This window comes from Candidatus Electronema sp. TJ (assembly GCF_048287355.1).
Lineage (GTDB): Bacteria > Desulfobacterota > Desulfobulbia > Desulfobulbales > Desulfobulbaceae > Electronema.
The window spans coordinates 1-25,562 of sequence record NZ_JBLWEP010000012.1 but is presented as its reverse complement, the minus strand read 5'-3'; the positions used below and the strand labels follow the sequence as shown (position 1 = coordinate 25,562).

At 56.5% G+C, this 25,562-nt stretch carries 22 protein-coding genes; 10 read left to right on the top strand and 12 right to left on the bottom strand.

Annotation, left to right across the window (positions count from 1 at the left end; genetic code table 11):
- The 3 genes from ACNKID_RS01890 to ACNKID_RS01880 form a co-directional block, all read left to right on the top strand.
- Positions 1-513 (top strand): very short patch repair endonuclease (locus ACNKID_RS01890; protein ID WP_417911737.1); only part of this gene is annotated, 513 nt, incomplete at its 5' end.
- A gap of 31 nt (positions 514-544) precedes the next feature.
- Positions 545-1,054, top strand: coding sequence for a nitroreductase family protein (locus ACNKID_RS01885; RefSeq protein ID WP_417911736.1), 510 nt, complete (start codon positions 545-547; stop codon positions 1,052-1,054).
- A 57-nt stretch (positions 1,055-1,111) separates the two neighbouring features.
- A complete protein-coding gene (locus tag ACNKID_RS01880; protein ID WP_417911735.1) occupies positions 1,112-1,426 on the top strand; it encodes a YggT family protein in 315 nt (104 codons plus the stop codon).
- A 48-nt stretch (positions 1,427-1,474) separates the two neighbouring features.
- Here the strand turns inward: ACNKID_RS01880 and ACNKID_RS01875 are convergent, their stop codons facing one another.
- The 9 genes from ACNKID_RS01875 to ACNKID_RS01835 form a co-directional block, all read right to left on the bottom strand.
- Positions 1,475-2,083, bottom strand: a complete 609-nt coding sequence (locus tag ACNKID_RS01875) for an RloB family protein (protein WP_417911734.1) — start codon at positions 2,081-2,083, stop codon at positions 1,475-1,477.
- Positions 2,083-3,405: an AAA family ATPase gene (locus ACNKID_RS01870; protein WP_417911733.1), complete on the bottom strand. Its 1,323-nt coding sequence runs from the start codon at positions 3,403-3,405 to the stop codon at positions 2,083-2,085. The genes ACNKID_RS01875 and ACNKID_RS01870 overlap by 1 nt, the downstream gene beginning before the upstream one ends.
- A gap of 69 nt (positions 3,406-3,474) precedes the next feature.
- A complete protein-coding gene (gene gpmI, locus ACNKID_RS01865; RefSeq protein ID WP_417911732.1) occupies positions 3,475-5,016 on the bottom strand; it encodes a 2,3-bisphosphoglycerate-independent phosphoglycerate mutase in 1,542 nt (513 codons plus the stop codon).
- Positions 5,013-5,420, bottom strand: a complete 408-nt coding sequence (gene rsfS, locus ACNKID_RS01860) for a ribosome silencing factor (RefSeq protein WP_417911731.1) — start codon at positions 5,418-5,420, stop codon at positions 5,013-5,015. The genes gpmI and rsfS overlap by 4 nt, the downstream gene beginning before the upstream one ends.
- A gap of 64 nt (positions 5,421-5,484) precedes the next feature.
- Positions 5,485-6,135, bottom strand: coding sequence for a DUF3226 domain-containing protein (locus ACNKID_RS01855; RefSeq protein ID WP_417911730.1), 651 nt, complete (start codon positions 6,133-6,135; stop codon positions 5,485-5,487).
- 1 nt (position 6,136) lies between these two features.
- Complete coding sequence (locus ACNKID_RS01850) at positions 6,137-7,252, bottom strand: AAA family ATPase (RefSeq protein ID WP_417911729.1); 1,116 nt, start codon at positions 7,250-7,252, stop codon at positions 6,137-6,139.
- A gap of 55 nt (positions 7,253-7,307) precedes the next feature.
- Complete coding sequence (locus ACNKID_RS01845) at positions 7,308-9,785, bottom strand: DNA topoisomerase III (RefSeq protein ID WP_417911728.1); 2,478 nt, start codon at positions 9,783-9,785, stop codon at positions 7,308-7,310.
- Between the two features lie 11 nt (positions 9,786-9,796).
- Complete coding sequence (locus ACNKID_RS01840) at positions 9,797-10,288, bottom strand: hypothetical protein (protein WP_417911727.1); 492 nt, start codon at positions 10,286-10,288, stop codon at positions 9,797-9,799.
- 64 nt (positions 10,289-10,352) lie between these two features.
- The gene (locus ACNKID_RS01835; RefSeq protein WP_417911726.1) at positions 10,353-11,207 is read right to left on the bottom strand and encodes a hypothetical protein; all 855 of its coding nucleotides are present in this window, start codon (positions 11,205-11,207) and stop codon (positions 10,353-10,355) included.
- 1,367 nt (positions 11,208-12,574) lie between these two features.
- Here ACNKID_RS01835 and ACNKID_RS01830 point away from each other — a divergent pair.
- From ACNKID_RS01830 to ACNKID_RS01800, 7 genes are all read left to right on the top strand, one after another.
- Positions 12,575-13,624 (top strand): FecCD family ABC transporter permease, encoded by a 1,050-nt coding sequence (locus ACNKID_RS01830; RefSeq protein WP_417911725.1) that lies wholly within the window; start codon positions 12,575-12,577, stop codon positions 13,622-13,624.
- Complete coding sequence (locus ACNKID_RS01825) at positions 13,621-14,400, top strand: ABC transporter ATP-binding protein (protein WP_417911724.1); 780 nt, start codon at positions 13,621-13,623, stop codon at positions 14,398-14,400. Before ACNKID_RS01830 ends, ACNKID_RS01825 begins: the two co-directional genes overlap by 4 nt.
- Complete coding sequence (locus tag ACNKID_RS01820) at positions 14,397-15,371, top strand: ABC transporter substrate-binding protein (RefSeq protein ID WP_417911723.1); 975 nt, start codon at positions 14,397-14,399, stop codon at positions 15,369-15,371. Before ACNKID_RS01825 ends, ACNKID_RS01820 begins: the two co-directional genes overlap by 4 nt.
- A complete protein-coding gene (locus ACNKID_RS01815; protein WP_417911722.1) occupies positions 15,368-16,093 on the top strand; it encodes an SAM-dependent methyltransferase in 726 nt (241 codons plus the stop codon). The genes ACNKID_RS01820 and ACNKID_RS01815 overlap by 4 nt, the downstream gene beginning before the upstream one ends.
- Positions 16,094-16,101: 8 nt before the next feature.
- The gene (locus ACNKID_RS01810; protein ID WP_417911721.1) at positions 16,102-18,144 is read left to right on the top strand and encodes a TonB-dependent receptor; all 2,043 of its coding nucleotides are present in this window, start codon (positions 16,102-16,104) and stop codon (positions 18,142-18,144) included.
- 349 nt (positions 18,145-18,493) lie between these two features.
- Positions 18,494-19,759: an MFS transporter gene (locus ACNKID_RS01805; protein ID WP_417911720.1), complete on the top strand. Its 1,266-nt coding sequence runs from the start codon at positions 18,494-18,496 to the stop codon at positions 19,757-19,759.
- 4 nt (positions 19,760-19,763) lie between these two features.
- Positions 19,764-22,001 carry a TOMM precursor leader peptide-binding protein gene (locus ACNKID_RS01800; RefSeq protein WP_417911719.1) on the top strand — a complete coding sequence of 746 codons (2,238 nt, stop codon included), beginning with the start codon at positions 19,764-19,766 and terminating at the stop codon, positions 21,999-22,001.
- A 36-nt stretch (positions 22,002-22,037) separates the two neighbouring features.
- On the opposite strand, the gene alr is transcribed toward ACNKID_RS01800, so the two are convergent.
- The 3 genes from alr to ACNKID_RS01785 all read right to left on the bottom strand — a co-directional run bounded on the left by alr (position 22,038) and on the right by ACNKID_RS01785 (position 25,255).
- Positions 22,038-23,225 (bottom strand): alanine racemase, encoded by a 1,188-nt coding sequence (alr, locus tag ACNKID_RS01795; protein ID WP_417911718.1) that lies wholly within the window; start codon positions 23,223-23,225, stop codon positions 22,038-22,040.
- A 34-nt stretch (positions 23,226-23,259) separates the two neighbouring features.
- Positions 23,260-23,697 (bottom strand): hypothetical protein, encoded by a 438-nt coding sequence (locus ACNKID_RS01790; protein WP_417911717.1) that lies wholly within the window; start codon positions 23,695-23,697, stop codon positions 23,260-23,262.
- A 340-nt stretch (positions 23,698-24,037) separates the two neighbouring features.
- Positions 24,038-25,255 (bottom strand): exo-beta-N-acetylmuramidase NamZ domain-containing protein, encoded by a 1,218-nt coding sequence (locus ACNKID_RS01785; RefSeq protein ID WP_417911716.1) that lies wholly within the window; start codon positions 25,253-25,255, stop codon positions 24,038-24,040.
- Positions 25,256-25,562: the final 307 nt, after the last annotated feature.

Genomic DNA, 25,562 nt, shown 5'->3' with positions numbered 1-25,562 from the left:
GCCCTGATTCCAATTGGAATTGCCCCGGTTCCAATTGGAATCAGGGCAAAGCAAGCGTACTCCGCCGCACTTGCAGCGAGCATCCTTCCGGCGCAGGCGGCGGGAAAACAGAATAATTCAGCAGAGCTGCCTGACTCGCCGGACATTGTCCTTCCGAAATACCGCATTGCCATCTTTGTTCACGGCTGCTTCTGGCACCGGCATGAAAACTGCGCAAAGGCGCGGATGCCCGGCAGCAATCAGGACTATTGGCAGCAGAAATTTGCCCGCAACATGGCGCGGGACGCAGCAGCGGTCAAGGAGCTTGAAATCTTGCAATGGCGGGTGCTGGTGCTGTGGGAATGCGAGATTCTGCGCGATCCGCTGGCGGCCTGCGCAAGCGTGATCAGTCGTTTGCAGGGCGATGCGCCGCAAAAATATGCTGCTGAACTGGACCGCAGGCAGATATTGCAGCTTGCGGAAAAGAAGAACAGGTGTTATCTGAATAGGAAGCGGCAGGATGACGTTCTCTGAAGAATAGACAACACCAAGAGAGGAAATGCGAATGGACATCTTTGAAGCGATTCACACCCGGCGCAGCATCAGGCAGTTCACCGGCGGCGAGGTCAGTGAAGAGACAGTGCGGCAAATTTTGTCTGCCGCCATGTGCGCCCCTTCAGCAGGCAACGCTCAGCCGTGGCAGTTTGTGGTGCTGCGTGACCGCGCCCTGCTCGACCGCATCCCGGACATTCATCCTCACGCCATGATGACCCGGCAGGCATCAGTGGGCATTCTTGTCTGCGGAGATCTGCGCTTGGAAAAATACAAAGGCTTCTGGGTGCAGGACTGCTCCGCCGCCACGCAGAACTTGCTGTTGGCCGCGCACGGAGTCGGTCTGGGAGCAGTCTGGACAGGCGTTTATCCTGACGAAGGACGGACGGCGAATTTCCGCCAGTTCTTCCGGCTGCCGGAAGAGATCGTCCCCTTCTCCTTCGTGCCGATGGGGCCTCCGGCGCAGCAGCTCGCCCGCAAAGACATTTTCTTGCCGGAGCGGGTGCATCTGAACGGCTGGTGATCAGCTCAGATTAAAAGAGAGCGGCCCTTGCGCCGCTCCAAAACACTCCACTTCCTCATGTTCATTCTCGGAAATTTCCTGCTCGCCCTTGCCAAGCTGATTTATCTGGTCTCCAATGCCTATATCTGGATCGTCATTGCCAGAGCGGTTATCTCTTGGGTCAATGCCGATCCCTACAATCCCATTGTCCGCTTTCTCATTCAGGCCACGGATCCGGTACTGCATAAAATCCGCCGCTGGCTGCCGCCAATGGGCGGGCTTGATCTCAGCCCGATGCTTCTGATCATCGCTATCATCTTTCTCCAGAGCTTCCTCGTGCCGACCTTGCAGCATCTCGGCATGATGTTTTCCCCGGAGACGGTTCGGTTTTAGGATGTCGGCAGACTTGCCGTGAATGATCTTTGCTCAAGGCAAGGTCTGTCAAGAATATTCTGATTGAATCAGTTTTTCCGCCAGCCTGTAAACTGTTGTGCCGATAGTCCTTGGCCAGTCTGCGCAGGGAGGAGTGTCGCGCTGCTTGGCCCGGCGGACAGCCTCAGCAATATTTTCCTTGGTGAATTTTCCGGTGCAAATTCCTTTGTCGTAATCTGGAAGATACTGCTTCTGCTTCAGTCGCTCTGAACATTGCGCTGAAGATTGAATGCCTTTGCCGTCTTCAAAATGCAGGAGCAGCCAATATTCAAACTTAGGATTGCTGAGGGCGAGGGCATAATTTTCTTTTTGTTGCGACCAAGTATGCAGCTCAGAAAGCTGCTCGTCTGTCCACCGGTCTTTATCAACAACCAGCCACGCCTCATCTGAATCTTTCAGCTCATTCTTTTGCAGCCACGTTTTCATTCGCTTCAGAACATGAAAAGGCGAACTGCTATGCCCGCTTTTCAAACATTCGACTTTAATCGTTGCAGTGCGGCTGTTGAAAAAATTAAAATATTGCTGCTCTGTCTTCTCGCCTTCCGCAGCTATGAGAAACAGCTTCCGATATGACCGCTGGCCAATCTCTCTTGCAAACCTGCGCAGCTTCGGAGGCATTATTCCGCCTCCTCAGATTTGCATTGCCGTAATGGGCCATTCAGCAGAAGGCGGGGAATGCCGCCCAGCCTTCCTTGTAGATAGCTTTTCCGAATATCTTTGTCTTTCGCGGCATCTTTATATTCGCTGAAGGAATAAAGCGTGGACGCGCCAGAAGCATCTCGTTCCGCCACCCACATTTCATCATGACGCAAGAGTTGCTTGTCCATCAGCAGCACATCGTGCGTTGTCAGCAGCAGCTGCGAGCGGGTCTTTGCAGAACAGCTGTCGAGATACCCTTCAAGCAGTCTTCTGGTCAGAAGGGTATGCAAGCTGCGGTCAATCTCATCTATGACACAAACTTGATGTGAATTCTGACCGGAAAGCCAAAGAAAGACAGGCAGGAGATCAATGAGCCGTTGCGATCCGTCCGACTCCTGCTTGATCTCGAACATTGCTTTTGTGCCATCTGTTTTCAGATGGGAGGTCATCAGTTTCTTGGCAATCAGCTTGTCTTCTTTCAGGGTGATAAAAAATGTTGTCAAACTACCCCTTGGGTTAGATGGAACCTGAATAGTAACATTTTTTCCTTCTTTCAGATTCTTCTGAAGATCAAGCTTCGTAACTTGTAATAACGGAATAGTCTCAAAAGGAATTTCCTCTCCTTCAAGATGAATTATGCCTGTGTCAAGCTGCTGAAGAAGATCGTTCATAGTGGCGTACAAAGAGTTCTTATCATCGAGAAATTTCTCGAATGGTACAAACCCCTCATTAGGCGCGATCAATATGAGATTATTGCAGAACCAATCATAAATCGGCCTGAATTGGCTGATTCGTTGAGAAACAGAGTTAGTGAGGAAGAGCTGATTCTCTCTGGTTCCATTAAGGACGGTTTGAAGAACCGGGTCATCCAGCTTTCCTGTTCTGTCGTAGAGAACCTCCTCGTTGTCACCAGCAATCTTAACGAGCTTCTCCTCAACAACCGCAGCTCTGGTCACAGCAAAGCTGAACTCGTATATAATCTCGTCAATCAGCAGCTCGAAGCAGAACCGGGCAGGCCGTTCTGTTCCGTCAGCATCCAGACAGAAGGTTTCGACCGGAATTGGCTCGTCAATCTGGGTAACTTTGACCACCAACGATCTGGCAAAGTTTAATGCCTTAAAGAAGTTGCTCTTACCAGAAGCATTGCCGCCATAGATCGCCGCAATCGGAAGAACTCTTGCTCCATACTTATCGAGCTTTGGAATCCGTTCTATATGCAGACGTTTCCTCGTGGCAACCATCGAAAAGGTGACTGGATCACGGAAGGACATCCAATTTTCAAGCGTGAAGCTGATGATCATCTCATCCTCTCTTTTTGTTCAATTGCTGTTTGTCCAACACAGTTCACCTTAGAAAGTTGCCACAAAGAATCAAAGGGCGACGGAAAGCAAACTCTCCCCTTCCATCTCCCTTGGCTGCTCCAGTCCAAGCAGACTCATCAAGGTTGGGGCAATGTCTTTGAGTGCGCCGCCGCTCTTCAGCGTGCAGCCCTTATGCTGGTCGCTGATAAGGATGAAAGGCACCGGGTTGAGGGTGTGCGCGGTGTGCGGTTCGCCGGTTTCCAAGTTGACCATCACCTCGGCGTTGCCGTGGTCGGCAGTGACGACAAGGATGCCGCCCAGCTCGAGCAGCCGCTTGGCGATGCGGCCAAGGCAGCGGTCAACAGTCCCGCAGGCCCGCGCTGCCGCTGCCAAGACTCCGGTATGCCCGACCATGTCGCCGTTGGCAAAGTTGAGGATGACCAGATCGTGGATAGGTTCAGCTAACACCTCCAGCAGGCGGTCGGTGACTTCGTTCGCGCTCATTGACGGCTTGAGGTCATACGTTGCCACATCACGGGGCGACTCGATTAGAATGCGCTCTTCGCCGGGAAACGGCTCCTCGCGCCCGCCGTTAAAGAAATAGGTGACATGGGCGTATTTCTCAGTCTCAGCAATGCGCAGCTGACGCAGCCCAGCCTTGCTGACCTCTTCACCGAGTATGCGGGTCAGGTTTTGCGGCGGAAAAGCCACCGGGAAAGGGAACTCCGCCTCGTATTCCGTCATCGTCACCAATTCGAGCAGTTTGGGCCGGTTGCTGACATCAAAGCCCTTGAAGTCGGCATCAAGGAAGGCGTGGCACAGCTCGCGCACGCGGTCGGCGCGGAAATTGAAAAAAACAACCGCATCGCCGTCCTTAATCCGGCCTGCATCGTCCAGCACGGTCGGCTGAATGAATTCATCCGTCTCCCCACGAGCATAGGCTGCTGTCACCGCGTCCAGCGGATCAGCAGCAGACAATCCCTGCCCACCGACCATCGCTCGCCACGCCTTCTCGACTCGATCCCAGCGAGTGTCCCTGTCCATCGCCCAGTAGCGGCCTGAAACCGTCGCCACGTTGCCGCAGCCGATGCGCTGGATGATTGCCAAAAGCTCGCGCATATAGCCCACGCCGCTGCTCGGCGGTGTGTCGCGCCCGTCCATGAAGCAGTGAATCTTGGCCTCGATCTTGCGGGCCGCTGCCATTTCCAGCAAAGCCGCCAAGTGGCTGAGATGCGAATGCACACCGCCGTCTGAGAGCAGACCGCAGAAATGCACCCGAGAGCCAGCGGCCTGCGCTTTGTCCAGCACTGCCGTCAAAGCGGGATTCTTGGCAAATTCCCCCAACGCAATCGCCCGGCTGATGCGGGTGTAGTCCTGATACACTACCCGGCCCGCGCCGATGTTAAGATGGCCGACCTCGGAATTGCCCATCTGTCCTTCTGGCAGGCCGACCGCGCCGTTGTGCGCTGTCAGCGTGGTGTAAGGATACTCGGCGGCCCATCTGTCCATGTTCGGAGTCAGGGCCACAGACACCGCGTTGGTCGGAGAAGCCGGAGCCACGCCCCAGCCGTCGAGAATCGCCAAGACCACAGGCCGTCCTGCTGCTGTCATTCTTCTTCCTCCGGCTCGGCAACGCCCAAATCCTCTTTCAAATCCAAGCGGGGCGCGTCGTGCCACAAGCCTTCCAGATCATAGAACGCCCGCTGCTCTTTGTAAAAAATATGCACCACCGCGTCGCCAAAGTCGAGCAGCACCCAGAGGCCCTCTTGCAGACCCTCGGCGTGCTGGCTGCTCACCCGCTTGGAGTTCAACTCCGCCTCGATGGTCTCGGCCAACGCCTGCACATGGCGGGTCGAGCGGCCGCTCATGATGACGAAATAATCGGTGAAGGAGGATTGGCCGCGCACGTCGAGCACGGTCAGCTCTTCAGCCTTGGTGTCAAGGGCGATGCGGGCGCAGATAGCAGCCAGCTCTTGGCCGCCGCATTCCTGGTATTCTTTTCTTAGTTGTCGCATATCATCTGTTGATGAGAGATTTTGGATTCAAAAACGATAAAATAACTTTTGGGATGGTTAATTCTTAAACTTCAAATAAATCTTTGAACCACTGCATGAACACTGCCGCTTGTGGCGAGTCTGAAGACAAAATACGTTTTATTACCGCTTGATGAAGTTGTAGTCCCGGCGGATTCTGCCACGCCAGCCATGTATGAATTTTTGCTTTGTCGCTGTGGCAGTCTTTGAAGCAATCTCCCTGCTCTTTGGCCTGAATCACTTTAGCCTGCTGGCAGCAATTCTCAGAAAATTGCCACAGTTTCTTTCCGCCTTCCGGCAGGAGAAATTGCAGAAATGTTTCCAGCATTCCCCGTTCTTTGTTGTCAGGCATTATCCAAATGCCGAGCTTGATTTCTCCGGGATGAATCAGGCCAGTTGCAGGAATATGCTCTGGAATATCAGGATATATTTCGATCAGGCAATTGCGGATGCTTTGCCAGCGGTTGGTGGGACAATCATCCGCATCAAGAATGATGCCAAGAATTCTTAAGCCAGACGCTTGCAACTCAGTATTGAGCAGTTTTTTGTTTAGCTTGTTTATTCCATCAAATGGCTTAATTTCAACAATACGCCTCTTCTTTTTATCTTCCCAGATTATGCCATTGGCTTCAACAAACTGAGGAATCACCCATTTTTCGTCGTCACCCTCAACCAGCAAAACTTTTTCGTAAATCATTTCATCTCACCTCAACATCTCTATTCAAGGCAAGGTGCATTTCTTCGTTCGTAAAGGTCGTCGCCAGTTTTTTATCTTTGTTAATTCGATGGATTCGGATAGGCATATCTGTAAATTCATCTTCAACGGCGTTATCGGCCAGCGTTTCCCAGCAATCTCTACTGTGCGTTGTGGCGAAAACCTGCACGTTGAGCTTTCTTGCGGTGGCGCAAATTAGCTTCCACATTTTTGACATCACTGTGTGATGCAGGCCAGTATCTATTTCATCAATTAGCAAGATGCCATCCTTTGCTCCGACAAGAGATAAGGCAAGGCCAAGCAAACGCCAGATGCCATCGCCAAAGCTGCCGATAGGAATTCTTTCTTCCCATTTGCTGCTTTTAACGACAATACCACCACGGAATATTACTGAAGATGAGCTGCTTCCGCTAATTGGAGCTAATCGGATAATATCTGGCTCGATAATCTTTACTGCTTCCAAGACTAATTCTTCTTCAGGGTTAAGAATTGTTTTATCGAACAATTCGAGAGTGTTCTGTGTAGACAAGGAAGATGCTGGCACATATTTTACATTTCCTTCTTCTGTTGAGATTGACTTGAAAGATAACCTTCTTATACTTTCATAGGAAATTCCACGATTTTTACTAAATGGATAATCATTTTCAATTATCTCGTTTTTGTTACCCCAAGACAAATTAAGCTGATATGGATTTAATCTCGGATGATAATATTGATTTTCAATTTCTGATTCAAACAGTGAAAGTTGAGCAGGGGATACTTGCTTGATTGTAGCTGAAAATTTTTCAACTGCTTCATTTATACAGCTTATTACAAAATAAGACTGTCTTGTTAGCTCGAAGCCATAAAAAAGTCTGCACAAATCAACATCAAGTCTTTGAGATGATGGGCGATCCGCCTGTAGTATTTGCTCACCTCTTTGGGCAAGAATGGAAAACAAAACATAGGGGTCTCCGCTTGATTTTAGCAACTGCACAGCCTCCAAAATCGAAGTCTTACCACAATTATTCGTCCCAACCAGCAGATTAACCTGTCCTACATCATCAATCTTATATTCAGAGAAGCCTCTGAAATTTTTTATCTCAAGCTGAGTTATCATTTTAAAGACCTCTCAAAGTTTCTCGTTCCCACGCTCCAGCATGGGAACGAGTATTTTACTCTGCTTCCTCGCCGCCCTTGCCCTTCGTCTTTCGCGGCGGAAATTCAAACGTCACTTTGCCCTTTGCATCCATGAGCAAATAGGCATCAAATGGACGCTTCTTCTTGGAGATGAAACCCTTGATGAGTTCAGTCTTGCCTTGCGTCAGCAATTGTCTGACATGCTCCACGCTGATGGCCCGCTCCAAGATGGTTTTGCCAATGCGCAGCCCTTGCTTCTGGTCGCCGTCCAAGGCCGAGGCTGACATATAAGCCATCGAAGTCTCAAAAACCGGGGTTTTATCAATCGGCGAAAGCCCCAAAGGCTCCTGCCGCTTGACAGCTTCCTGATCAATCCTTTCTGTGGATTCAGGAAATTGGAACGTCACCTTGCCGTCTTGCAGCACGACCGAGGCGATGAAGGGCTTGCCAGCCTTGGAGCGGAAATCAGCATAAGGGCCGACGGTCTCGCCTTTGAGCAGGCGGACTATCTCTTCCTGGCTCATCACCCGTCCACCCAGCACCTTGCGCACCCGCAGCCTGCGGTCTTCTGATTCATAGGCGGTGGCGGTGGCAAAGAAGCGTCTGCCGTCCAACGGCGAAAAAGGAGCCTCCACCCGCGCAGCCTCAGGCGCAGTGCCTTCTTTCACCTTGCCGACGATCTTGGCCGTCTGCTCGCGGATTTCCCGCATGAATTGCTCGCGGGTCATGCTGCCTTTGAGTATCTGATTCAGCTTGTACTCCCATTCTCCAGTCAGTTCCGGCGAGGCTAAAACGTCAATATCCCGCGCCTCAAGCAAGGCGATCAGCTCGAAAGCCTTGCCGGTGGGCACCAAATCCTTCAGCTCGCGTACCACATACTTCTCGGTCAGCAGCTTTTCAATGATCGCCGCCCGCGTGGCAGGGGTGCCGAGGCCGCGTTCCTTCATCGCCTCTGCCAGCTCCTCGTCCTCGACTAATTTGCCAGAGTGCTCCATTGCCGAAAGCAAGGTGGCCTCGTTGTAGCGGGGCGGCGGTTTCGTCACCAGCTTTTTCTGCTCAATCTCAGCGCAGACAGCGGCTGTCTTTTTCGGCAGCGGCTCCAAGGTTTTCGCCTCGCCTGCTGCGGCCTCAGCCCCGTAAACCGCCTTCCAGCCAGCCTCAACCAGAATTTTTCCCTCAGTGATAAAAGTCTCACCCTCAACCACGGACAGGCGGCGGGTCTGGGCAAAGACAGCAGCCGGGAAAAAGACCGCCAAGAACCGCTGCACGATCATTTGATAAATCTTCAGCTCCGCCTCGTCCAAGCTGTTGGGCAGATTGACCGTTGGAATCAGGGCAAAGTGGTCGCTGATCTTCTTGTTATTAAAGACCCGCTTGTTGCTGCGGTTCTTGTCTGGCCAGCCATTTTCCAGAGCCTCGGCGGCAAAACGGCCTAACTGCCACTGCTGCTGCCGGGCCATGACCTCATTCACCTGCGGCAGATAATCTTCCGGCAGGCAGGAGCTGTCCGTGCGCGGGTAGGTGATCAGCTTATGCTGCTCGTACAGGGCTTGAGCAATGCTGAGGGTGCTTTTCGCCGGAAAGCCAAAGCGGGAGTTAGCCTCGCGCTGCAAGGCGGTTAAGTCATACAGCATCGGCGGAGCCTGGCTGCTCTTCTTGCTTTCCTCCGAAATCTTGGCCTGCTGGCCCGCGCATTTCTCGGCAATGGCCTTGGCCCGCGCTTCTTCCCAGATGCGCTTTTTGTTGCCATCCGGGTCTTCCTGATCTTTCTTGAAAGCGGCATCAATCCACACGCCCTGATACTTCACTGAGCCGCATTCAAACTGGGCGTGCAGCTCCCAATAATCCTTGGGCACAAAGGCCAGCCGCTCCTGCTCGCGCTTGACGAGCAGCGAGAGAGTCGGGGTCTGCACCCTGCCGCAAGGAGTCTTGCTGAAGCCGCCGTGGCGCGAATTGTAGCAGGTCAGGGCGCGGGTGGCATTGATGCCGATCAGCCAATCAGCCTCAGAGCGGCAGAGCGCGGCGTGCTCCAGCGGCACCATTTCCTTGTCGTCGCGGAGATGGCGCAGGCCCTCCTTGATCGCGTCCAGCGTCATGGACTGAAGCCAGAGGCGGCGCACGGTTTTATCCTTGGGCGGCTTGGGAAAAACCTGCTTGAGGATGTATTTGAAGATCAGCTCGCCCTCGCGGCCCGCGTCGCAGGCGTTGACAATCACGTCCACGTCCTTGCGCTTCAGCAGCTTGCTCAGAACAGAGAACTGCGGCTTGGCATCAGGCAGCACGGTGAGGGGAAAAACCTCCGGCAGGATGGGCAGCGTTTCCAAATCCCAGCGTTGCAGGGCCGGATCAATTTCTTCAGGAAAGCCGATGCTGACCAAATGGCCAAGGGCAAAGGAGACGATGCAGTCGCCGCCTTCAAAATGCGTCTTCTGCCGGTCAAAGCTGCCAGGCAGGGCCTTAACGATGTCAGCGGCCACGCTGGGCTTTTCAGCGATGATGAGGGTTTTTGCCATGAGTTATTGTGTTACTGTCTGTTCTTCATTCTGTTGTTGCAATGGAGCCGATACAGCCGAGTAATTGGCGTATGCCATAGGACTTCCGCCGAGCAGTATTTTTCCTCTTCATGATGGTTGTCAAAACTGGCCATGTCAGTTGTGCCGATGAATTCCCCGTCATGCACAAGGTTATGATAATGATTTACCGCAAGCTCTGCCAGAACAACCACGGCCATGACTGACAGAATACGTCTTTTGCCTGGTCTTGCGCCAAAAAACACGATGGCGGCAGAAAGCAACGCTGCCGCTATGTGGACTACAGGCTGGCCCTTGCCGCAATAATGGATGGCTGAAGGCGCGTACAGGATAAAAAATAACACGAATCCTGCAAGACCAAGTCCAATCTGCCGTTTCCAAATCAAGCGCAGCTCGCCGCGTGTCGGATGAAACCTCCAGACAGCGAGCACGGCGACGAAAACAGGCATAACCAGCAAGAGTAAATCAACATAATCTGCTCTCATTTTTCTCAAAACACCGGTCTCCAAAGTTTCACCAGCGAGCTTCTATGGCGCACTGTTGCAGAAATCAGGCTGTAAGTTGCTCTTCAATGGCATCGCCGCCGAATTTCTCAAGCAGAAGTCGATGCGCCGCCGCTCGTTCAGCTTTTTTATACCATGCCGCTTCACTGTTTGGATAGCCAATCCCGGCAGCATGAATAACCGGAACCACCGTATAGCTCTTTTTCTCCAGATAAGAAAGCAGGCTTGACCCCTTCATCTGTTCGTTGAGACGAATTACGCACCGGCAGACAGCACCTTGACGGAATTCCGTGTCAGCTATCAGCTTGAGCGAATCGCCTCCCATCAAAAGAATGATGCCTCCTGGTTCAACCTTTTCCTCAATCCTTTTCACCCAGCAGCACAGGCAGCGTTCCGCAAGACCCCTGATCTTCAGATTGCTTTTCAATAATTCTATAACGTCTGTCGCTTTTGAGCCGCCATTCTTGCTGATCACACAGAGCATTTGCGTCATGAGCAAGCGTATTGCACTCTCTGCAAGCCCTCCGCCTTGCGTTGATTCCTCAAAGAGGGCCTCGTTCCTGATACCGATGCTCTTGAATATCTTTTTGATGCCATTCCGCATGGTCGGCGTGTTGAAGGTGTTGGCAACAGTCGCCTCTTTGAAAGACATGCGCTGCAAATCTTCAGCAAAGGCAATGGCTGCATCTGGAGCAACGCAAAATCCTGATAGCACAATATTCGCTTTTACTTCCGAGCTGAACAGCTTCTGATTGCCAACCGGGCTGCAAAACATCAAATTCGACTGATCGTTGACATGCGCCAAGCCTTTCTCTCGTATGATCTGCTTGATGGGTTCAAACTTGGCGACTTTTAAAATATCAATGCCTGATTTCGCCAGAGTGCAGTCGCAAATGCACATAATCCACCTCAATCATCGGTTCGCGCCCAGCAGGTTAGAGTTAAGCAGCGCGTCAGTTTCAAATAAGAACATCGCTTTTTCAAATTAGGCGAATTCTGGTTAGGAAAAAGGAGCGGCCTAATTTATAAAAGGAACCGCCTGTTCTGAAAAAGGAGTTGCCTAGCTTAAAGGCAGAAGCCGCCTATCTTTTTATAGAAAGTTTCTGGGTTCAAGCCAGAAAACTCCTGATTCAAGAGCAGTCGCGCTTGGAATCTCCTCAGACAGCTCCTAGCGTTATTCCCTTTCCTCTCGCTGAGATGGCGCAGTCTGCGCCTGATCGCGTCTTCTGCCGGTCAACATTGCCAAGCAGGGCTTTGATAGTGTCAGCGGGCACGCCGGGCTTTTCGGCTGTGACGAGTTTTTTTGCCAGATTCGGTTTAATTTCACGAGCTGGCGCAGGCTGCACGGACGCAGTCAAGCTGCGAATTTCAAAGTCGCGCTTCAATGTATACGTTTTCAAAGAAAAATGGAAGAGTTCCGCAGCCGGTCGTTCCAGAATTGCGGGCCAAGCCGATTGACCTTGCTGAGGAGTTTTCGTTTTATTGCAAGAATACCATGCGGATAATAAGCAGCAGAAAAGCGGTCAGCTTTGGCGGGCGCAATGTCTTGCCAGCAGGCGCAAAACGATTATGGAACAGACCTGCCGAGGACTCTGCCCAGAAAAAATGAGGCGTTCGCCTTATTGTTCGGGCGGGAAAAGTATGGTTTTATATGACCATGCAGGCAAGATGACGAACGGATGCGGACATGCTCTCTCTCTCCTCCTCTGGCATGATCCGCGCCCCCCTCTGTTCCGCCATCCAGCCCCCGCCTGCTGTGTGCCATAAAGATACTCCCGTCTCCTTCGATTCAGCCCCGAACAGCACGGGAGAAAGCAAAAGCTCTTGCACCTCAGTTCCGGTGCCGGAGCGTCCGCAGGCGCAGTGCGTCGTTAAGAAGGCTACGGCAGATTCTCTCCTCCTGCCGCAGCCTTCGTCTTTTTCAGCCCCGCCGCTCCCCTTTTTCCTCATCTTTCTTTTTTCGCTCCCAACTTGCTGCCTGCATTGCGGAGATGGTCCGCCCTCCTGCGCCGCCGTCGGGAAGTTCTGGGTGATTTGCCCAGCAAAATGAGTTTTCCGCCTTATTGCTTGGGCAGACCGAATAGTTTATTTTTATTCGGATAAGATCATCTTGCAAAAGATCACACTGCATGACGGCGCGACGGACAAGCCCCACCGCCTTTGGGCGGCACTGGCGGTCTCGGTGCCGGATTGCTCTTGAAACGAAGTGATCTGCATATCATCAACCAGTCACGGCCCTGACCGGCTGCCGCCGAAGTCTTCCAGAACATGCCTCCGCCTTCCCGCCGCCCTTCCCTCTTTCTTGCCCTGCTCTGCGCCGCTCTGCTTGCCTCGCTGGTCATCGCTCTGTCCTTTGGGCCGTCCAAGCTGCCTGCCAGCACGGTCTGGGCGGTTGCGCTCAAACGTGTGACCAGCCTTGAGCTGGGCCAGTTCAGCCCGGCTCAGGAGCACATCGTCCTCTATCTTCGCTTTCCAAGAGTCTTTCTTGCCGCTGTGGTCGGGGCCGGGCTGGCGGCAGTCGGAGTCATCCTGCAAGCGGCGGTGCGCAACCCGATGGCTGATCCTTACATCATTGGTGTGTCGCCAGGCGCGGCAGTCGGGGCAGTGCTGGTGCTGATGCTCGGCTGGGGCGACCGGCTTGGCCAAGGCGGCCTTTCCGCAGCGGCCTTCGGCGGCGGGCTGCTCGCCTTCGCCGCAGTCGGCCTGATGGCTTGGCGCAACGGCAGACTCACGCCGTCACGGGTGATTCTGGCCGGGGTGGCGGTGTCCTATCTCTTCACCTCGCTGTCTAGCTTTCTCATCCTCAGCTCCGCCGAGCACATCCCCTCGCAAGCCATACTCTACTGGCTGATGGGCAGCGTGGCCGGGGCAAGGTGGGATCAGCTCGGCCTGCCCGCTTTGCTGGCCGCAGGCGGTTCGGTGTACGCCATAGCCTCGGCCCGGCAGCTCAACCTCATCGCCCTTGGCGACGAGACCGCCTGCGCTTTGGGCGTGAATCCGCATCTGCTCCGCCTCAAACTGATGACGCTGGCCGCCCTGCTCACCGGGGTGCTGGTCTCGGTCAGCGGCGGGGTTGGCTTTGTCGCCCTGATGGTGCCGCACGCTGTGCGCCTCGTTGCAGGCAGCGACCACCGCCGTCTGCTGCCGCTGGCTGTGCTGACCGGGGCTGTCTTCCTGATCTGGGTTGATCTGGCCGCCCGCCTGCTCATCCAGCCTGCCGAATTGCCGTTGACCATCGTCACCGCCTTTGTCGGCACGCCCTTCTTTCTCTGGCTGCTGCGGCGCAAAGAGCGCGGCCTGAGCGGAGACGGTCTGTGAAGATTGCTTTTTCCGGCATCACGTGGAGCGTCGGCGACAGGCGCATCCTTGACAGCCTCTCCCTGACTGCGGAATCCGGCCAGTTCACCGGCATAGTCGGCCCCAACGGCAGCGGCAAGTCCAGCCTGCTCCGCTGCCTCTACCGCGCCCTGCGGCCTGACGCAGGCAGCGTTGCCTTGGACGGGCAGGACATCCACGCTTTCTCCCGCCGCGAGCTGGCTGCCAAGCTGGCCGCCGTCCTGCAAGAATCTCTTGCCGAATGCCATTTCACGGTGCTGGAAATGGTGCTGATGGGCCGCTATCCGCACCACGGCGCGTTCTCGAGCATGAGCTGGGAGGATTTGTCCTGCGCCCGCCGCTCCATGCAGGCCGCTGACTTGGTCGGGCTGGAGGACGCGCCTTTCCAGACGCTCTCTGGCGGCGAGAAGCAGCGGGTGCTGATCGCCCGTGCCCTCTGCCAGAACAGCCCGGCCTTGATTTTGGACGAGCCGACCAATCATCTCGACATCCGCCACGCCCTCTCGCTGCTTGGGCAGATCAAACGTCTGGGACTGACCACCTTGGCCGTGCTGCATGACCTCAATATGGCTGCCGCCTTCTGCGACCAAGTCTTTGTCCTTGAGCAAGGCCAAGTTGCAGCCAGCGGCCCGCCAGCGCAGGTCTTCACACCGGAGCTGCTGCGGACGGTCTTCGGCGTGGAAGCTGAAGTGCGCAGCGAGAACGGCACAGCGCAGCTCCGCTTCCTCGGCCCATCCAGCAGGGCCGGTCGGCCATGAAGCAGATTGCGGCAGCCGCGCTGCTGCTTCTGCTGGCCGGAGGGAGCGCAGGGGCGGAACAGAATCAAGAAGGAGCGTCTATGCTTGTCTCCAACTGCGGCCAGCTTGTCCATCTTGCGCGTCCGCCGCGCCGGGCTGTGTCTGTCAATCAGGCCGCCACAGAGCTGCTGCTTTCCCTCGGCTTGGAGCAGCGGATGGTCGGCACTGCCTATCTAGATGCGGCAGTTCGCCCAGACCTCCTGTCCGCCTACCGGCAGGTGCCGGTGCTGGCGGCAAAAGCACCGGGCCGAGAAAGTCTCTTGGCCGAGGAGCCGGACTTTGTCTATGCCACCTTCGGCGGCATGTTCAGCGACGCAAGCCTCGGCAGCCGCAGCTTCCTGCATGAGCTGGGCATCGCCACCTATGTCTCGCCGGTATTCTGTCCAGGCCGCAAGCAGCCGCTGACCTTGGAGGAGCTGCTCGGAGAGATTCTTGACATCGGGAGCATTTTCAATGTGCAGCAGCGGGCCAAGGCTGTGACTGCTGAGATACGCCAGCAAGTGGAGCGCACATCCGCCAAGCTGAAGGGGCAGCCGCCGGTGCGGGCCTTTCTCTTTGACATGGACGACCGCAGCCCTTACACCGCTGGCAGACTGGGATCGCAACAGCTTCTGCTCACGCTGGCCGGAGCTGAGAACGTCTTCAGTGACATTGAAGCGCGTATGGCCAATGTCTCGTGGGAGGCGGTGCTGGAGCGTGATCCTGAGGTGATCATCATCGTTGACTCGCTCTGGTCAACTGCGGCGCACAAGCTGCATCTGCTTCAGAGCAATCCGGCATTGCGCCAGCTCCGGGCGGTGCGCACGGGCCGCCTTGTCACCATGCCCTTCCCTGACCTGATGCCCGGCATCCGCTTTGGCGGATCGGTGGAGAAGCTGGCTGCTGCATTGCATCCAGAAACGGAAACCTCGCTGACGAAGGAACACCCTTGAAGACAGAGGCATGGCGACTGGCTCCCGGCGGCTTGGAGTTCACGCTTGCCGCCGGACGGCTGGCTGGGCTTGGCCCGGATTCTCTGGCTGTGGAGGCTGGCTGTGGCATGGGCCTGACCGCTGTGGAGCTGGTCAAACATTTCGGCTGCCGCGTCGAAGCCTTTGACCTTTTTCCTGATTTCATCAGCAGGGCGAAAAGGCTGGCAGCAGTTCAAGGATTGTCTGACAGAATCAACTTTTGCTGCGCCGATATTTTGCGCTGCCTGCCTGCTGCGGAATACTGCGACTTTGCCGCTGCTGACGGCGGCGTTCTGACAGCAGCCGCAGACCGGGAAGCCCTGCTTCAGCTCCTCAGTCATGCCCTCAAACCGGGCGGGCATCTGTATTTGAGCGACTTGGCAGTGCATCCTTGGGCACCAGAGCCGGTATCTGCCTATTACCGTCATCTCAAAACCGGCAGCGAGCTGCTGTATCGGCAGCTGCTGCCTCAGCTTGGCTTGGAGATTATTTTCTCCTGCCTGCTGCCGGACACGGCTTGGCGACGATATTTCTGCGACATCAACCGGGCGGCGAGGCGGCAGGCAGGTTTTCTCAAGCAGCCGGAGCTTGCGGCCAAGGTGCGCGAGGAGGCGGCAGTGTATTATCGGCAGGGAGGGCGCGGCAGTGTGGACTATTTGCTTATTGTGGCCCGCAAGGGCTGCGTTGGACTCAAAAAAGGATGAGAACAGTGATGAAGAAGAACGGAAGAAGGATCGCGAAAAAAATTTCGGCGGCGGGCATTGTCTGCGCACTGTCTCTGAGCGGCGGTTTGGCTGTGGCGGACGAGGCGGCTCAGAAGGAAGGCGGGGCGTATAAGCTGGACGAGGTGATTGTCACAGCGACCAAGAGCGAAACCGAGCTGAAAGAGGTGACTGCCAGTGTCACGGTCTTGGACGGCGAGCAGCTGCGCGGCACTGGCTCGCGGGTGCTGACTGACGCGCTCCATCAGACCGCAGGCTTGCAGATGAACGAGTGGGAGGGCGGCGGCGAGTTCTCGATGGTGACGATGCGGGGAATGCCTGCGCTCAACTCGCAGTATGTGCAGGTGCTGGTGGACGGCGTGCCGCGCAACACTGCCCTCGACACTGTGGACTGGTCGGCGATCCCGATGGAGAACGTGGAGCGGGTGGAGATCATCAAAGGCCCGGCCTCTGCCCTCTACGGCAAGAGTGCGCTGGGCGGGGTGATCAACATCATCACCAAGCAAGGCGGCGCAAGCCGGCAGGGCGAGGTCAGCGCAGGCTACGGCAGCCATGGCGAGAACAAGCAGACCGCCTTGCTCTCTGGACCGCTGGATGGCGGCGCAGGCTACTCTCTTGGTCTGACCCGCCGGGCGGGTGAAGGCTGGCGCGACGAGAACAACGATTTTGACCGGGTGAACGGCTTCGCCCGCTTGGACGGCCAGCTTGCCGAGTACACCAAGGCGGGCCTGAGCGTGGACGCTTCCACATGGGAGTTGGAGTATCCCGACTACCTGCCCTTGGCCAATTACCAAGCTGGCGAGCGGGAGCAGGTCTTCTTCAAGCACGGCAAGGAGGAGCACGACGAGCAGAACCTCGGCCTCAGCTTGGAGCATGAACTGCGCAAGGAGCTGAAGTTGGTCAACCGCGCTTACGGCCAGAACATCACCGAGGAATGGCGGGACATCGTGGACGTGGTGGACAAGGACTTGGAGTCGCGGCGCATGGGCGACGAGCTGCGCTTGATCAGCGACAACCAGCTTTTCAGCAGAAAGAACCAGACCATGCTCGGCTATCAGCTTGAAAGCGAGGACTACGATGAAACCCGCCGTTTCTCGAAATACTTTCCGGCGGAAGCCAAGCGCGGCCTGACCTCGCGCGACGCGGAGTCCAACCGGCTCTTCAACTCGCTCTACGTGCAGGACGAGCTGAAGGTCAGGGATGACATCACCGCGACCGCCGGACTACGCTATGACCATATCGCCATTGAGCTGGACAACCTGCTTGACCCGGCAGGCTCGCGCGACTCCGACTTCAGCGAGTTCAGCCCCAAGGTTGGCGCGGCTTGGGCGGTCAACCCGGCACTGAGTCTCTTCGCCAGCCTCAGCAGCGGCTTCAAGGCCCCGGTTGGCTCGCAGATCGCCAGCAACCCGGACATTGAGCCGGAAGATGCCCTCAGCTATGAGACCGGCTTGAAGGCCAGCCTGCTTGGCGGCAGGGCCTACGTTCAGCTTTCGCTCTATCGCACCGATTTGGAAAACCAGCTGGTGATGGTCCCGGATGCGGCGGCGCAGGGCACCTTCCGCTACGAGAACGCGGGCGAGTCGCGGATGCAGGGCGTGGAGCTGGAGGGCGACCTTGACCTCGGCCACGGCTTCACCTTGGCCGGCTCCTACACCTACAACGACAGCAGCTACGTTGATTTCGTTGACTATGAGATGGACTACTCGGACAACGACCTGCCTTGGCAGCCCAAGCACAAGACTGCGCTGGAACTGCGCTACGGCCACAGCTGCGGCTTCGGGGCTTCGCTCGCCAGCCGCTGGGTCGGCACGCAGTGGATAGACAACGAGAATTCCTTCGAGCAGGACTCGTACAATCTCGTGGATGCTAAGCTGACCTACACCAAAGGGCAATGGGAAGGCTCATTGTCTGTCCGCAATCTCTTTGACAGCGACTACATCGCTGCTGGAGAGAACTGGGGCGGCGGCGACATCTACCTCACTCCCGGCGACCCGCTCACCTTCTATGCCGAGCTGAAGCTGCGCTTCTGAGCCAGCACCGCCAATGCTTTCGTTGCTTCGGGATAACACTGGACTTTGCCTATAAAAATGAGTCGGTCGACTTATTGATCGGGCAAACAGAGCAATGTATATTTGATAAAAATGAGCAGCATGTTTTTGTCTCGCCAGGAAAATGCGCTCTATCCCAAGAAAGAGGAGGTGATTCGCTTGAAAATTCGCGTCGCAGCAGAGACAGAGAAGTCTGTCTCAAGCTTTATGCATCACGGTTCTTCAGTAGCTCAGTGATTCAGATGAGACAATTCCGCTATTTAGGCTGAATGTCTCGTGTGCCGCCGTCAGCGAGAAGAGACGGCGGCATTTTTTTTCATTATCAGATGGTATGATCAATCAGGCCAGCAGCGGTTACTTAGCTTTTATTCGGGCAAACTCTTCCTTCCGCAGGCTCTGGGCAGGTTGGACCGTTAGTGCCTTGGGCGACAGTTTCAATCAAGCGGCAGTGGTTTTCCTGATTTTGTCCCTCAGCGGCGGCGAGGGCTTGAAGACCGGCTTGGCCATCGGCCTGCGGCTTTCCTCGCGCCTGATTTTCGCCGGGCTGGGCGGAGTGATCGCTGACCGCCTTGACCGCCGTCTGTTCCTGATCAGCCTTGACCTCAGCCTAGCGACCGCTGCTCTGCTCTTTGTGTTTGCAGGCAGCGCGGGCAGCCTGCCTGCTCTTTACGCGCTGACCGTGCTGATGGGCGCACTCAGCGCAGCTCATGCCTCGGCCCGCATGGTCTGCCTGCAAGACACGGCTGGCGCGGCCCGCTTTGACCGCGCTCTGGCCTTGATGCAGATCGGTTTCGGTATGGCTGTCTTGCTTGGCAACGGCTTGGGCGGGGCGATGATAGCCATTGTCGGCTGCCAAGCAGTCTTCCTCTTTGATGCCCTCAGCTTTGTGTTCTCCGCGTTCTGCACATGGACAGCCGTTCCCAGTCAAGCCGCAGGCGCAGATGCTGCCAAGGCGGGACAGAGCAGTTTGCGGCAGGACTGGCTGGCTGGAATCCGCCATCTCCGCACCCAGCCTGTGCTGCTGCGCATGGTGCTGACCAACGCTGTCTGGTCGCTGGGCGGCGGCGGAGTTTTTGTCATCGTCTCCCTGCTCTGCTATCAGCGCTTTGCCAACGACCCAGTCGTGCTGGGGGCGTTCTTCGCCATGACCGGCATTGGCGCGCTGAGTGCCGCCGCTGTCCGGCCTGTTTTGGGGCGGGGCTTCCGGCAGGACGGGCTGATCATCGGTTGGTCCTGCGTGGCTGAGGGGCTGCTCTTTATGCTTCTGCCTCATGTCATCAACCTGCCGCTGTCTTTGCTGCTCTTCGCGGCGCAGCTGGCAAGTGCCTTCCTCTTCGGCCTTGCCTATCAGCCCCTGCTGCTGCGCGAGGCTGACCCCGCCATGCGGGGCAGAATCTCAGGATTAGACAGCGGCATCTACCTGTCTTTATACGGACTGGCCGCCGCAGTTCATGGCACGTCAGCTGGAATATTGGGGCTGAACGCGGCAGCAGCCCTTGCGGGCGGCATCATGATCGCCGCCGGGCTGTTCTGGCTCCTTTTTCTCCGCCGTCAAAACACCATCGTCAATCACCTCAACTTTGCGCAGGAAAAATAAAAACATGAATGCGAACACGTTGATCAGAAGGAATTCCCGGCTTTCCCTTTCGCCTGCGGGCAGCGAAGCTGTGGCCGTGGCCGTGCAAGGCCAGCTGAAACTCTTGGAATGCGATCCCGTCGTGCTGGGCCGGGTGCTTGACGCAGTGGGCGACGAAGCGGCGGCGAGCCAGATCATCGAGCATTTTGCAGGCGAATTTCCTGCGGAGGATGTGCTCAACTTTCTTACGACCTTGGCCGAGTCTGGCCTGCTGAGCATCGCAGAAGTTAGAGCCCGGCCAGCGGCATCTCCGTCCTTGCCGCCGTTTTGCCTGCTGGGAAGCGGAATGCTGGCTGAGACCCTGAGGCAGAGTCTGCGCGGGGAAGTGCTGCTGCGGCCCTTTCAGCTTCCGGCGGAGCATGAGATCTTTGCCGCAGGAACTGTGTTCATCCTTTGCCCTGAGCAGGCTCAATTCCGTGAGCTGCTGGACTGCAATGCATTTTTCCTCAAGCGGCGTTTTTCCTTCATCCTCTGCTACTTCGACGGTCATCAGCTGGCTGCCGGACCAAGCGTCCTGCCCGGTCTGACCTCCTGCTTCGGCTGCTACACGGAACACCGGCGGCAGCGGCTGGCGCGGGCCTGCGGCAGCACTTTTCCTTGGCAGAGCTTGGAAGGTTTGGCAGCGGCTTGGCCTTTGCCTGACACGCCGCAGCAGCGGGCGGCGGCAGTTTGGGCGGCTGAGCTGATCGCCAGCGAGGCGGAACGGCTGCGGGCTGGCGGCGAGAACCCGGAACTGCTTGGCCGTCAGCTGCTTTTCGCAGAGCCATCGGCCTCAGGACAGTCAGCTGTGGATTTTTTTCCGATCAGCAGCTGCCCGGCATGTCATGCCTTGGCTCTTGACCGCCTGCAGGAAGGCAGGCCGAAGATGATTCCTCCGGCAGTCTCTTTCCATACGGACAAGCCGGTGCAGTACACTGTGGGAGGCCGCCGCAGCATCTCCAATCAGGAGACAAAAAAGCTGCTGGATGACAGTTTGGCCCGGCTCGGTGCCAAGGTCAGCATCCGCAGGCATAACGACGGGCCGCTTGATCACATGCTCTACCGTTTTTCCGCCTGCACGGAAACAAACTACGACCCGAAGCGGCGGATGATAGTGCCGCAGCAGAACAGCCGGGGCAAAGGCCTCACTGAAGAGCAGGCTTATTTCTCCGCTGCCTTTGAGCTGTTCGAGCGGATCAGCGCGAGGTATCACGGCGGTGTGGGCCTGATCCGCGCACCGTACCGCGAGGTGCGCGACGTGGCGATGAACATCCCGGAGCATGTCGGCACAGTGTATCACCAAGGCGAGATGGACCGCTTTGACGAGAATCTGCCCGTTGACTGGGTTTGGGGTCACTCGCTCCATGACGGCAGTCCAAAATTAGTGCCCGCCTCCATGGTTTTCCTCTCCAACACCCGGTTCATGGGCCAGTTTTATGACACTGCCTCCGGCGGTCTGGCCGCAGGCGGCACCTATGAGGACGCAGTGCTCCAGGCACTGCTGGAACTGATCGAGCACGACGCATGGATGATCTGGCAGGCCAACCGGGTGCAGCGGCCACGAATAGTGCTGGACGACAAGCTGCCCGGCGCAGTCAGGGAACTGCTCGACCGCATCGCGGCGCACGGTCTGCGTCTGGTTCTCCGTGATTACACTTCTGACTTCGGTTTTCCTGTCTTCCGCGCCTGGATGATTGATGACAGCAATTATTCATTCTACGCCTCCAACGGGTTTGGAGCCAGCCTTGATCCAGCCATCGCCTTGGAACGGAGCGTTTCCGAGGCCTATCAGGCCCGCGATCCTGGCGCGGACAAGCGGATCAGCCAATACCGCAATCCATTGGCCCGCGATTTGGTCTTTCAGTATCATTCACTTTTCGCCCTCAATCACTTTAAGACCTTGGAGATGAACACAGACAGCGGCGCGACAGTGAAGTACTCCTCTTTCGTCAATCAATCGGCCCAGTCCGTGTCCGATGACATCAGAACAGTGCTGGCCCGCATCCGCGCCGTGCTGCCCAGAGCTGAAGTGATTGCCGTCAATCTCACCAAAGAGGGCCTTGGCGTGCCAGTGGTGCGGGTGATCGCCAGCGGCGGAGTGCAGAAAAACGCGGAGCCTATCCTTTCCGCCTCTGACCGTCTCTTCAACATGCCTGTGATGATGGGCTGCCGGGCCGAACGGCTGGCCTACGAAGACCTCTTCAACGGCATTTATCCGCATTGAATGATCCCTCTTCAGCCAGCGAGCATAGTCGGAGCATCACTTTGCTCTCGGACAGAGGACGGTCGCTGTACGCTTGTCCGGCAGACGCTCGTTGATGTAAATCCTTGGCACGCGCTGGCTGATGCCGGTCAGCACCTCATAGCTGATCGTGCCAAGCTGCGCGGCCAGATCGTCCGCCGTGATGACCTCATCGCCCTGCCTGCCGATCAGCACCGCCTCGTCGCCATTGTACGCCTCGCCGCCGCCGATATTGACTACAAGCTGATCCATGCAGACTGTGCCGACCACCGGGTGTCTCTTGCCGTGCAGCAGTGCCTGCCCCTTGTTCGACAGCCCGCGTGAGTAGCCGTCAGCGTAGCCTATCGGCAGGGTGACGGCCCGGCAGTTCTCCGGCGCAGTCCATGTCCGACCATAGCCGACCGTGCTGCCTTTGAGGATCACCTTGAAATACATCACTTTGGCCCGCAGCGACAGAGCAGGCAGCAGCAGGGCCTCGGCTGCGGCGGTGTGCGGCGAAGGGTGATAGCCATAGAGCATGATTCCCGGCCTGACCATGTCCAAAAGGCTTTCAGGCAGGCGCAGGACAGCGGCAGAGTTGGCGATTTGCAGCAGCGGTATGGGCAGACCGCGCCGCTCGTAGAAACGGGCCGCCTCCAGAAAGCGTTCCAGCTGAAGGCGGGCAAAGCTGAGGTCGCTGCTGTCGGCATTGGCGAAATGGGAGAAGACTGAGACCACATTGACCTGCTTCTCAGCCCGCAAAGCCGCCTCAAAGAGCTTGTCGGCATTGGCATGACGGATGCCGATGCGCATCATGCCGGTGTCGATCTTCAGATGCACATTGACCCGCTTCTTGTAAAAGGCGGCTGACTCGCTGATGAGCTGGAGCGCGTCAACCGAGCCGACCGTGAAATCAATCTGGTTTTCAATGAAGAGGCCGATCTGGAATTTAGAGAACGGCCCGGAAGTGATGATGGGAATGGTGATGCCTGCCTTGCGCAGCTCCAAGGCTTCCTCGACAAAGGCGGTGCCAAGATAATCCACGCCTTCCGCCGCCAGATGTGCGCCCACCCGCGTCAGCCCGTGGCCGTAGGCGTTGGCCTTAATCATGGCGATGATCTTGCGGCCCGGCGCTTTTTCCCGCACTATATTCAAATTATGGCTGATGCAGGCAAGATCGACGACCGCTGCGGCGCGGTGGTACAATTCGGAGACAGACTGTTCCATCTGTTGGATCAATGAGCAGGAAAGAGCGGACAGCTCAGCGGCGGCGCAGCCAGTTCAGCCACTGCGCCCAGCCGTGACGGCTGGAAAGAAGCAAAGCCCAGCCGATGGCAAAATAGACTGCGCCGAGAAGCGGGCTGGGTTTGAAGAAGATACGCAGAGCGATGCCGCAGGCCATCATCATGAGGACAAGCAGCCACGTTTTCCACGGATAGACCGCGCCGATGCAGGTGTTGTCGCTGAAGCCCATGATCCGGCTCAGCACCTTCTTTGCAGTCTTGTCAAGCACAGTCAATGACTTGGCTGTGCCTGCCAGCAGAGCGATGAGCAGCAGGCGCAAGGTCACATGCAGGCCCATCCAGCCAAGACCTCGCTCCATCAGCATAATGCCGACCGCTGTCCAGAGCAGCGGCGCGGCGAAAAGATGCATGGAGCGGCTCACGCCCGGCTTCAGCTTGTCAGCAATGTTCCGCACGGCGGCCCTCCAGTGGGCAGCTGATGCTTCCGCGTCCGTCTGGCAGAATTTTCAGAAAGCAATGGACTTTGTCGGCATGGTCTTTTGCAGCGCAGCCAAGGAAACAACACGCTCAGGCAATTTTGCCATCTTTCACATATTCGCGCAAGATGGCATTTGGACACCACCCGCGAGAGATCGATGTGGAACTTTGGGTGTGCAGAACCAAGTCCTCCCAGTCTATCAGGGATTCAATGTGCTCTGCCGAGAAGTTCATGCTGCAGCGCGGTTGCTCACGGGGGCGAGAGTGAGCAGCTCTCAACGGTTTCGGCATCAAAATTCTTGAGCTTGCGCATGTTTTTTATCCGATTGCCAAGCCGCGTGTCCGGTATTGCCGCTGAGGGTTCATCGCTGGATAAAGAAAAACATCCCGCCGCCGCTCATCAAAAGTGACCAGCTCCTCCTGCCATGACTGCTCCAGCGCGATGATGTCGGCACCGTTTTCCAATTCCTCGCGCACAGCTTGGTTGCCTATGATCAAATCAATTGGCAGTTTCTCGTATTCATATTCGTAGGGAGGCTGCTTCCAAGCAAAGTCGTGCGGATAAAGGTGCAGCAAAGCCTCAAGCAGGGCCAAGCTGAGCCGATACACAAGAAAGCAGCCCGGCTCCGTGACATGGATATGAAAACCCGCGCACGGCTGACCCGCCCATTTGCCGGAAGTCGGTTCAAAGAGAATCGGGCGGAGGACACAGCCAGGCAGCTCGGTGCGGTTCAGCCGCTCCAGCACCTCTTGCGGTCTGATGAACGGCGCGCCGACCAGCTCGAAAGGCAGCGTCGTCCCCCGTCCTTCAGAAACATTGGTGCCCTCCCAGATCACTTGGCCAGGATAGACCAGCGCGGTCAGCGGCGTGGGCATGTTCGGCGAGGGAAAGACCCAAGGCAGGCCGGTGTCAGCAAAGAACATGTCTCTTGTCCAGCCCTGCATTTTCATCACGTCAAGATCGGCGTTGATGCCCATCTCGCTGTTGCAGAGCAGAGCCAGCTCGCCTATGGTCAGGCCGTGGCGCATCGGGATGTCATGCAGACCGACAAAGGAACGCAGTTCCGATCGGAGCAGGTTGCCTTCGACGATGCGTCCGCCGACCGGATTAGGACGGTCGAGGATGACAACTTTCTTGCCGCATTCCGCCGCCCGCTGGAGGCAATAAACCACCGTCCAGATAAAAGTGTACACTCGCGTGCCCACATCTTGCAGATCAATCAGCAGGATGTCGAAGCGCTCGAACATCGCGGCGGTCGGCTGCCGCGTCTCGCCGTACAGCGAGAAGACCGGCAGGCCGGTTGAGAGGTCGCGGCCATGCCCGGACTCAATCATGTTGTCCTGCTTTTCGCTGAAAAAGCCGTGCTGCGGCGAAAAGAGACAGACAAGCTGGCCGGGAAAAGTCTGCATGACAAGATCGCGGCTGTGGCGGAAACGGCTGTCCGTGGAAGCCTGATTGCAGAGCAGGGCCAGCCGCTTCCCGGCGAAGGAAAGCGGCGGCGCGGCGATGAGTTCTTCGATGCCGAGAGTTGTCATTTGACCCCTATTTTTATGAGGTTGTTTTCCATAGCCTTCTTGTCGGCCTTGATCAGCGCAGTGCGGCGGACATTATCTATGTTAACCCAAGTTGCGACCTGCAACAACTTGGGTTGTCACTACGTTTTGAGGACTGCTCTGTTTTGAACTCTTGCAGGAATTGCAGTCAGGCGGAACGCCCGCAGCGGCAGCCAAGAACGCGTTTGCATCGCCCTGATTCCAATTGGAACCGGGGCGTTTCCGATTGGAACCGGGCCAAAGTCAATTGGAATTGCCCTGATTCCAATTGGAATTGACACGATTCCTG

Bases quoted from the DNA above. Each gene is read 5' to 3' on its own strand.
- ACNKID_RS01885 (WP_417911736.1), top strand. From the start codon at position 545: ATGGACATCTTTGAAGCGATTCACACCCGGCGCAGCATCAGGCAGTTC.
- ACNKID_RS01880 (WP_417911735.1), top strand. From the start codon at position 1,112: ATGTTCATTCTCGGAAATTTCCTGCTCGCCCTTGCCAAGCTGATTTAT.
- ACNKID_RS01875 (WP_417911734.1), bottom strand. From the start codon at position 2,083: ATGCCTCCGAAGCTGCGCAGGTTTGCAAGAGAGATTGGCCAGCGGTCA.
- ACNKID_RS01870 (WP_417911733.1), bottom strand. From the start codon at position 3,405: ATGATCATCAGCTTCACGCTTGAAAATTGGATGTCCTTCCGTGATCCA.
- gpmI (WP_417911732.1), bottom strand. From the start codon at position 5,016: ATGACAGCAGCAGGACGGCCTGTGGTCTTGGCGATTCTCGACGGCTGG.
- rsfS (WP_417911731.1), bottom strand. From the start codon at position 5,420: ATGCGACAACTAAGAAAAGAATACCAGGAATGCGGCGGCCAAGAGCTG.
- ACNKID_RS01855 (WP_417911730.1), bottom strand. From the start codon at position 6,135: ATGATTTACGAAAAAGTTTTGCTGGTTGAGGGTGACGACGAAAAATGG.
- ACNKID_RS01850 (WP_417911729.1), bottom strand. From the start codon at position 7,252: ATGATAACTCAGCTTGAGATAAAAAATTTCAGAGGCTTCTCTGAATAT.
- ACNKID_RS01845 (WP_417911728.1), bottom strand. From the start codon at position 9,785: ATGGCAAAAACCCTCATCATCGCTGAAAAGCCCAGCGTGGCCGCTGAC.
- ACNKID_RS01840 (WP_417911727.1), bottom strand. From the start codon at position 10,288: ATGAGAGCAGATTATGTTGATTTACTCTTGCTGGTTATGCCTGTTTTC.
- ACNKID_RS01835 (WP_417911726.1), bottom strand. From the start codon at position 11,207: ATGTGCATTTGCGACTGCACTCTGGCGAAATCAGGCATTGATATTTTA.
- ACNKID_RS01830 (WP_417911725.1), top strand. From the start codon at position 12,575: ATGCCTCCGCCTTCCCGCCGCCCTTCCCTCTTTCTTGCCCTGCTCTGC.
- ACNKID_RS01820 (WP_417911723.1), top strand. From the start codon at position 14,397: ATGAAGCAGATTGCGGCAGCCGCGCTGCTGCTTCTGCTGGCCGGAGGG.
- ACNKID_RS01810 (WP_417911721.1), top strand. From the start codon at position 16,102: ATGAAGAAGAACGGAAGAAGGATCGCGAAAAAAATTTCGGCGGCGGGC.
- ACNKID_RS01805 (WP_417911720.1), top strand. From the start codon at position 18,494: ATGATCAATCAGGCCAGCAGCGGTTACTTAGCTTTTATTCGGGCAAAC.
- ACNKID_RS01800 (WP_417911719.1), top strand. From the start codon at position 19,764: ATGAATGCGAACACGTTGATCAGAAGGAATTCCCGGCTTTCCCTTTCG.
- alr (WP_417911718.1), bottom strand. From the start codon at position 23,225: ATGGAACAGTCTGTCTCCGAATTGTACCACCGCGCCGCAGCGGTCGTC.
- ACNKID_RS01785 (WP_417911716.1), bottom strand. From the start codon at position 25,255: ATGACAACTCTCGGCATCGAAGAACTCATCGCCGCGCCGCCGCTTTCC.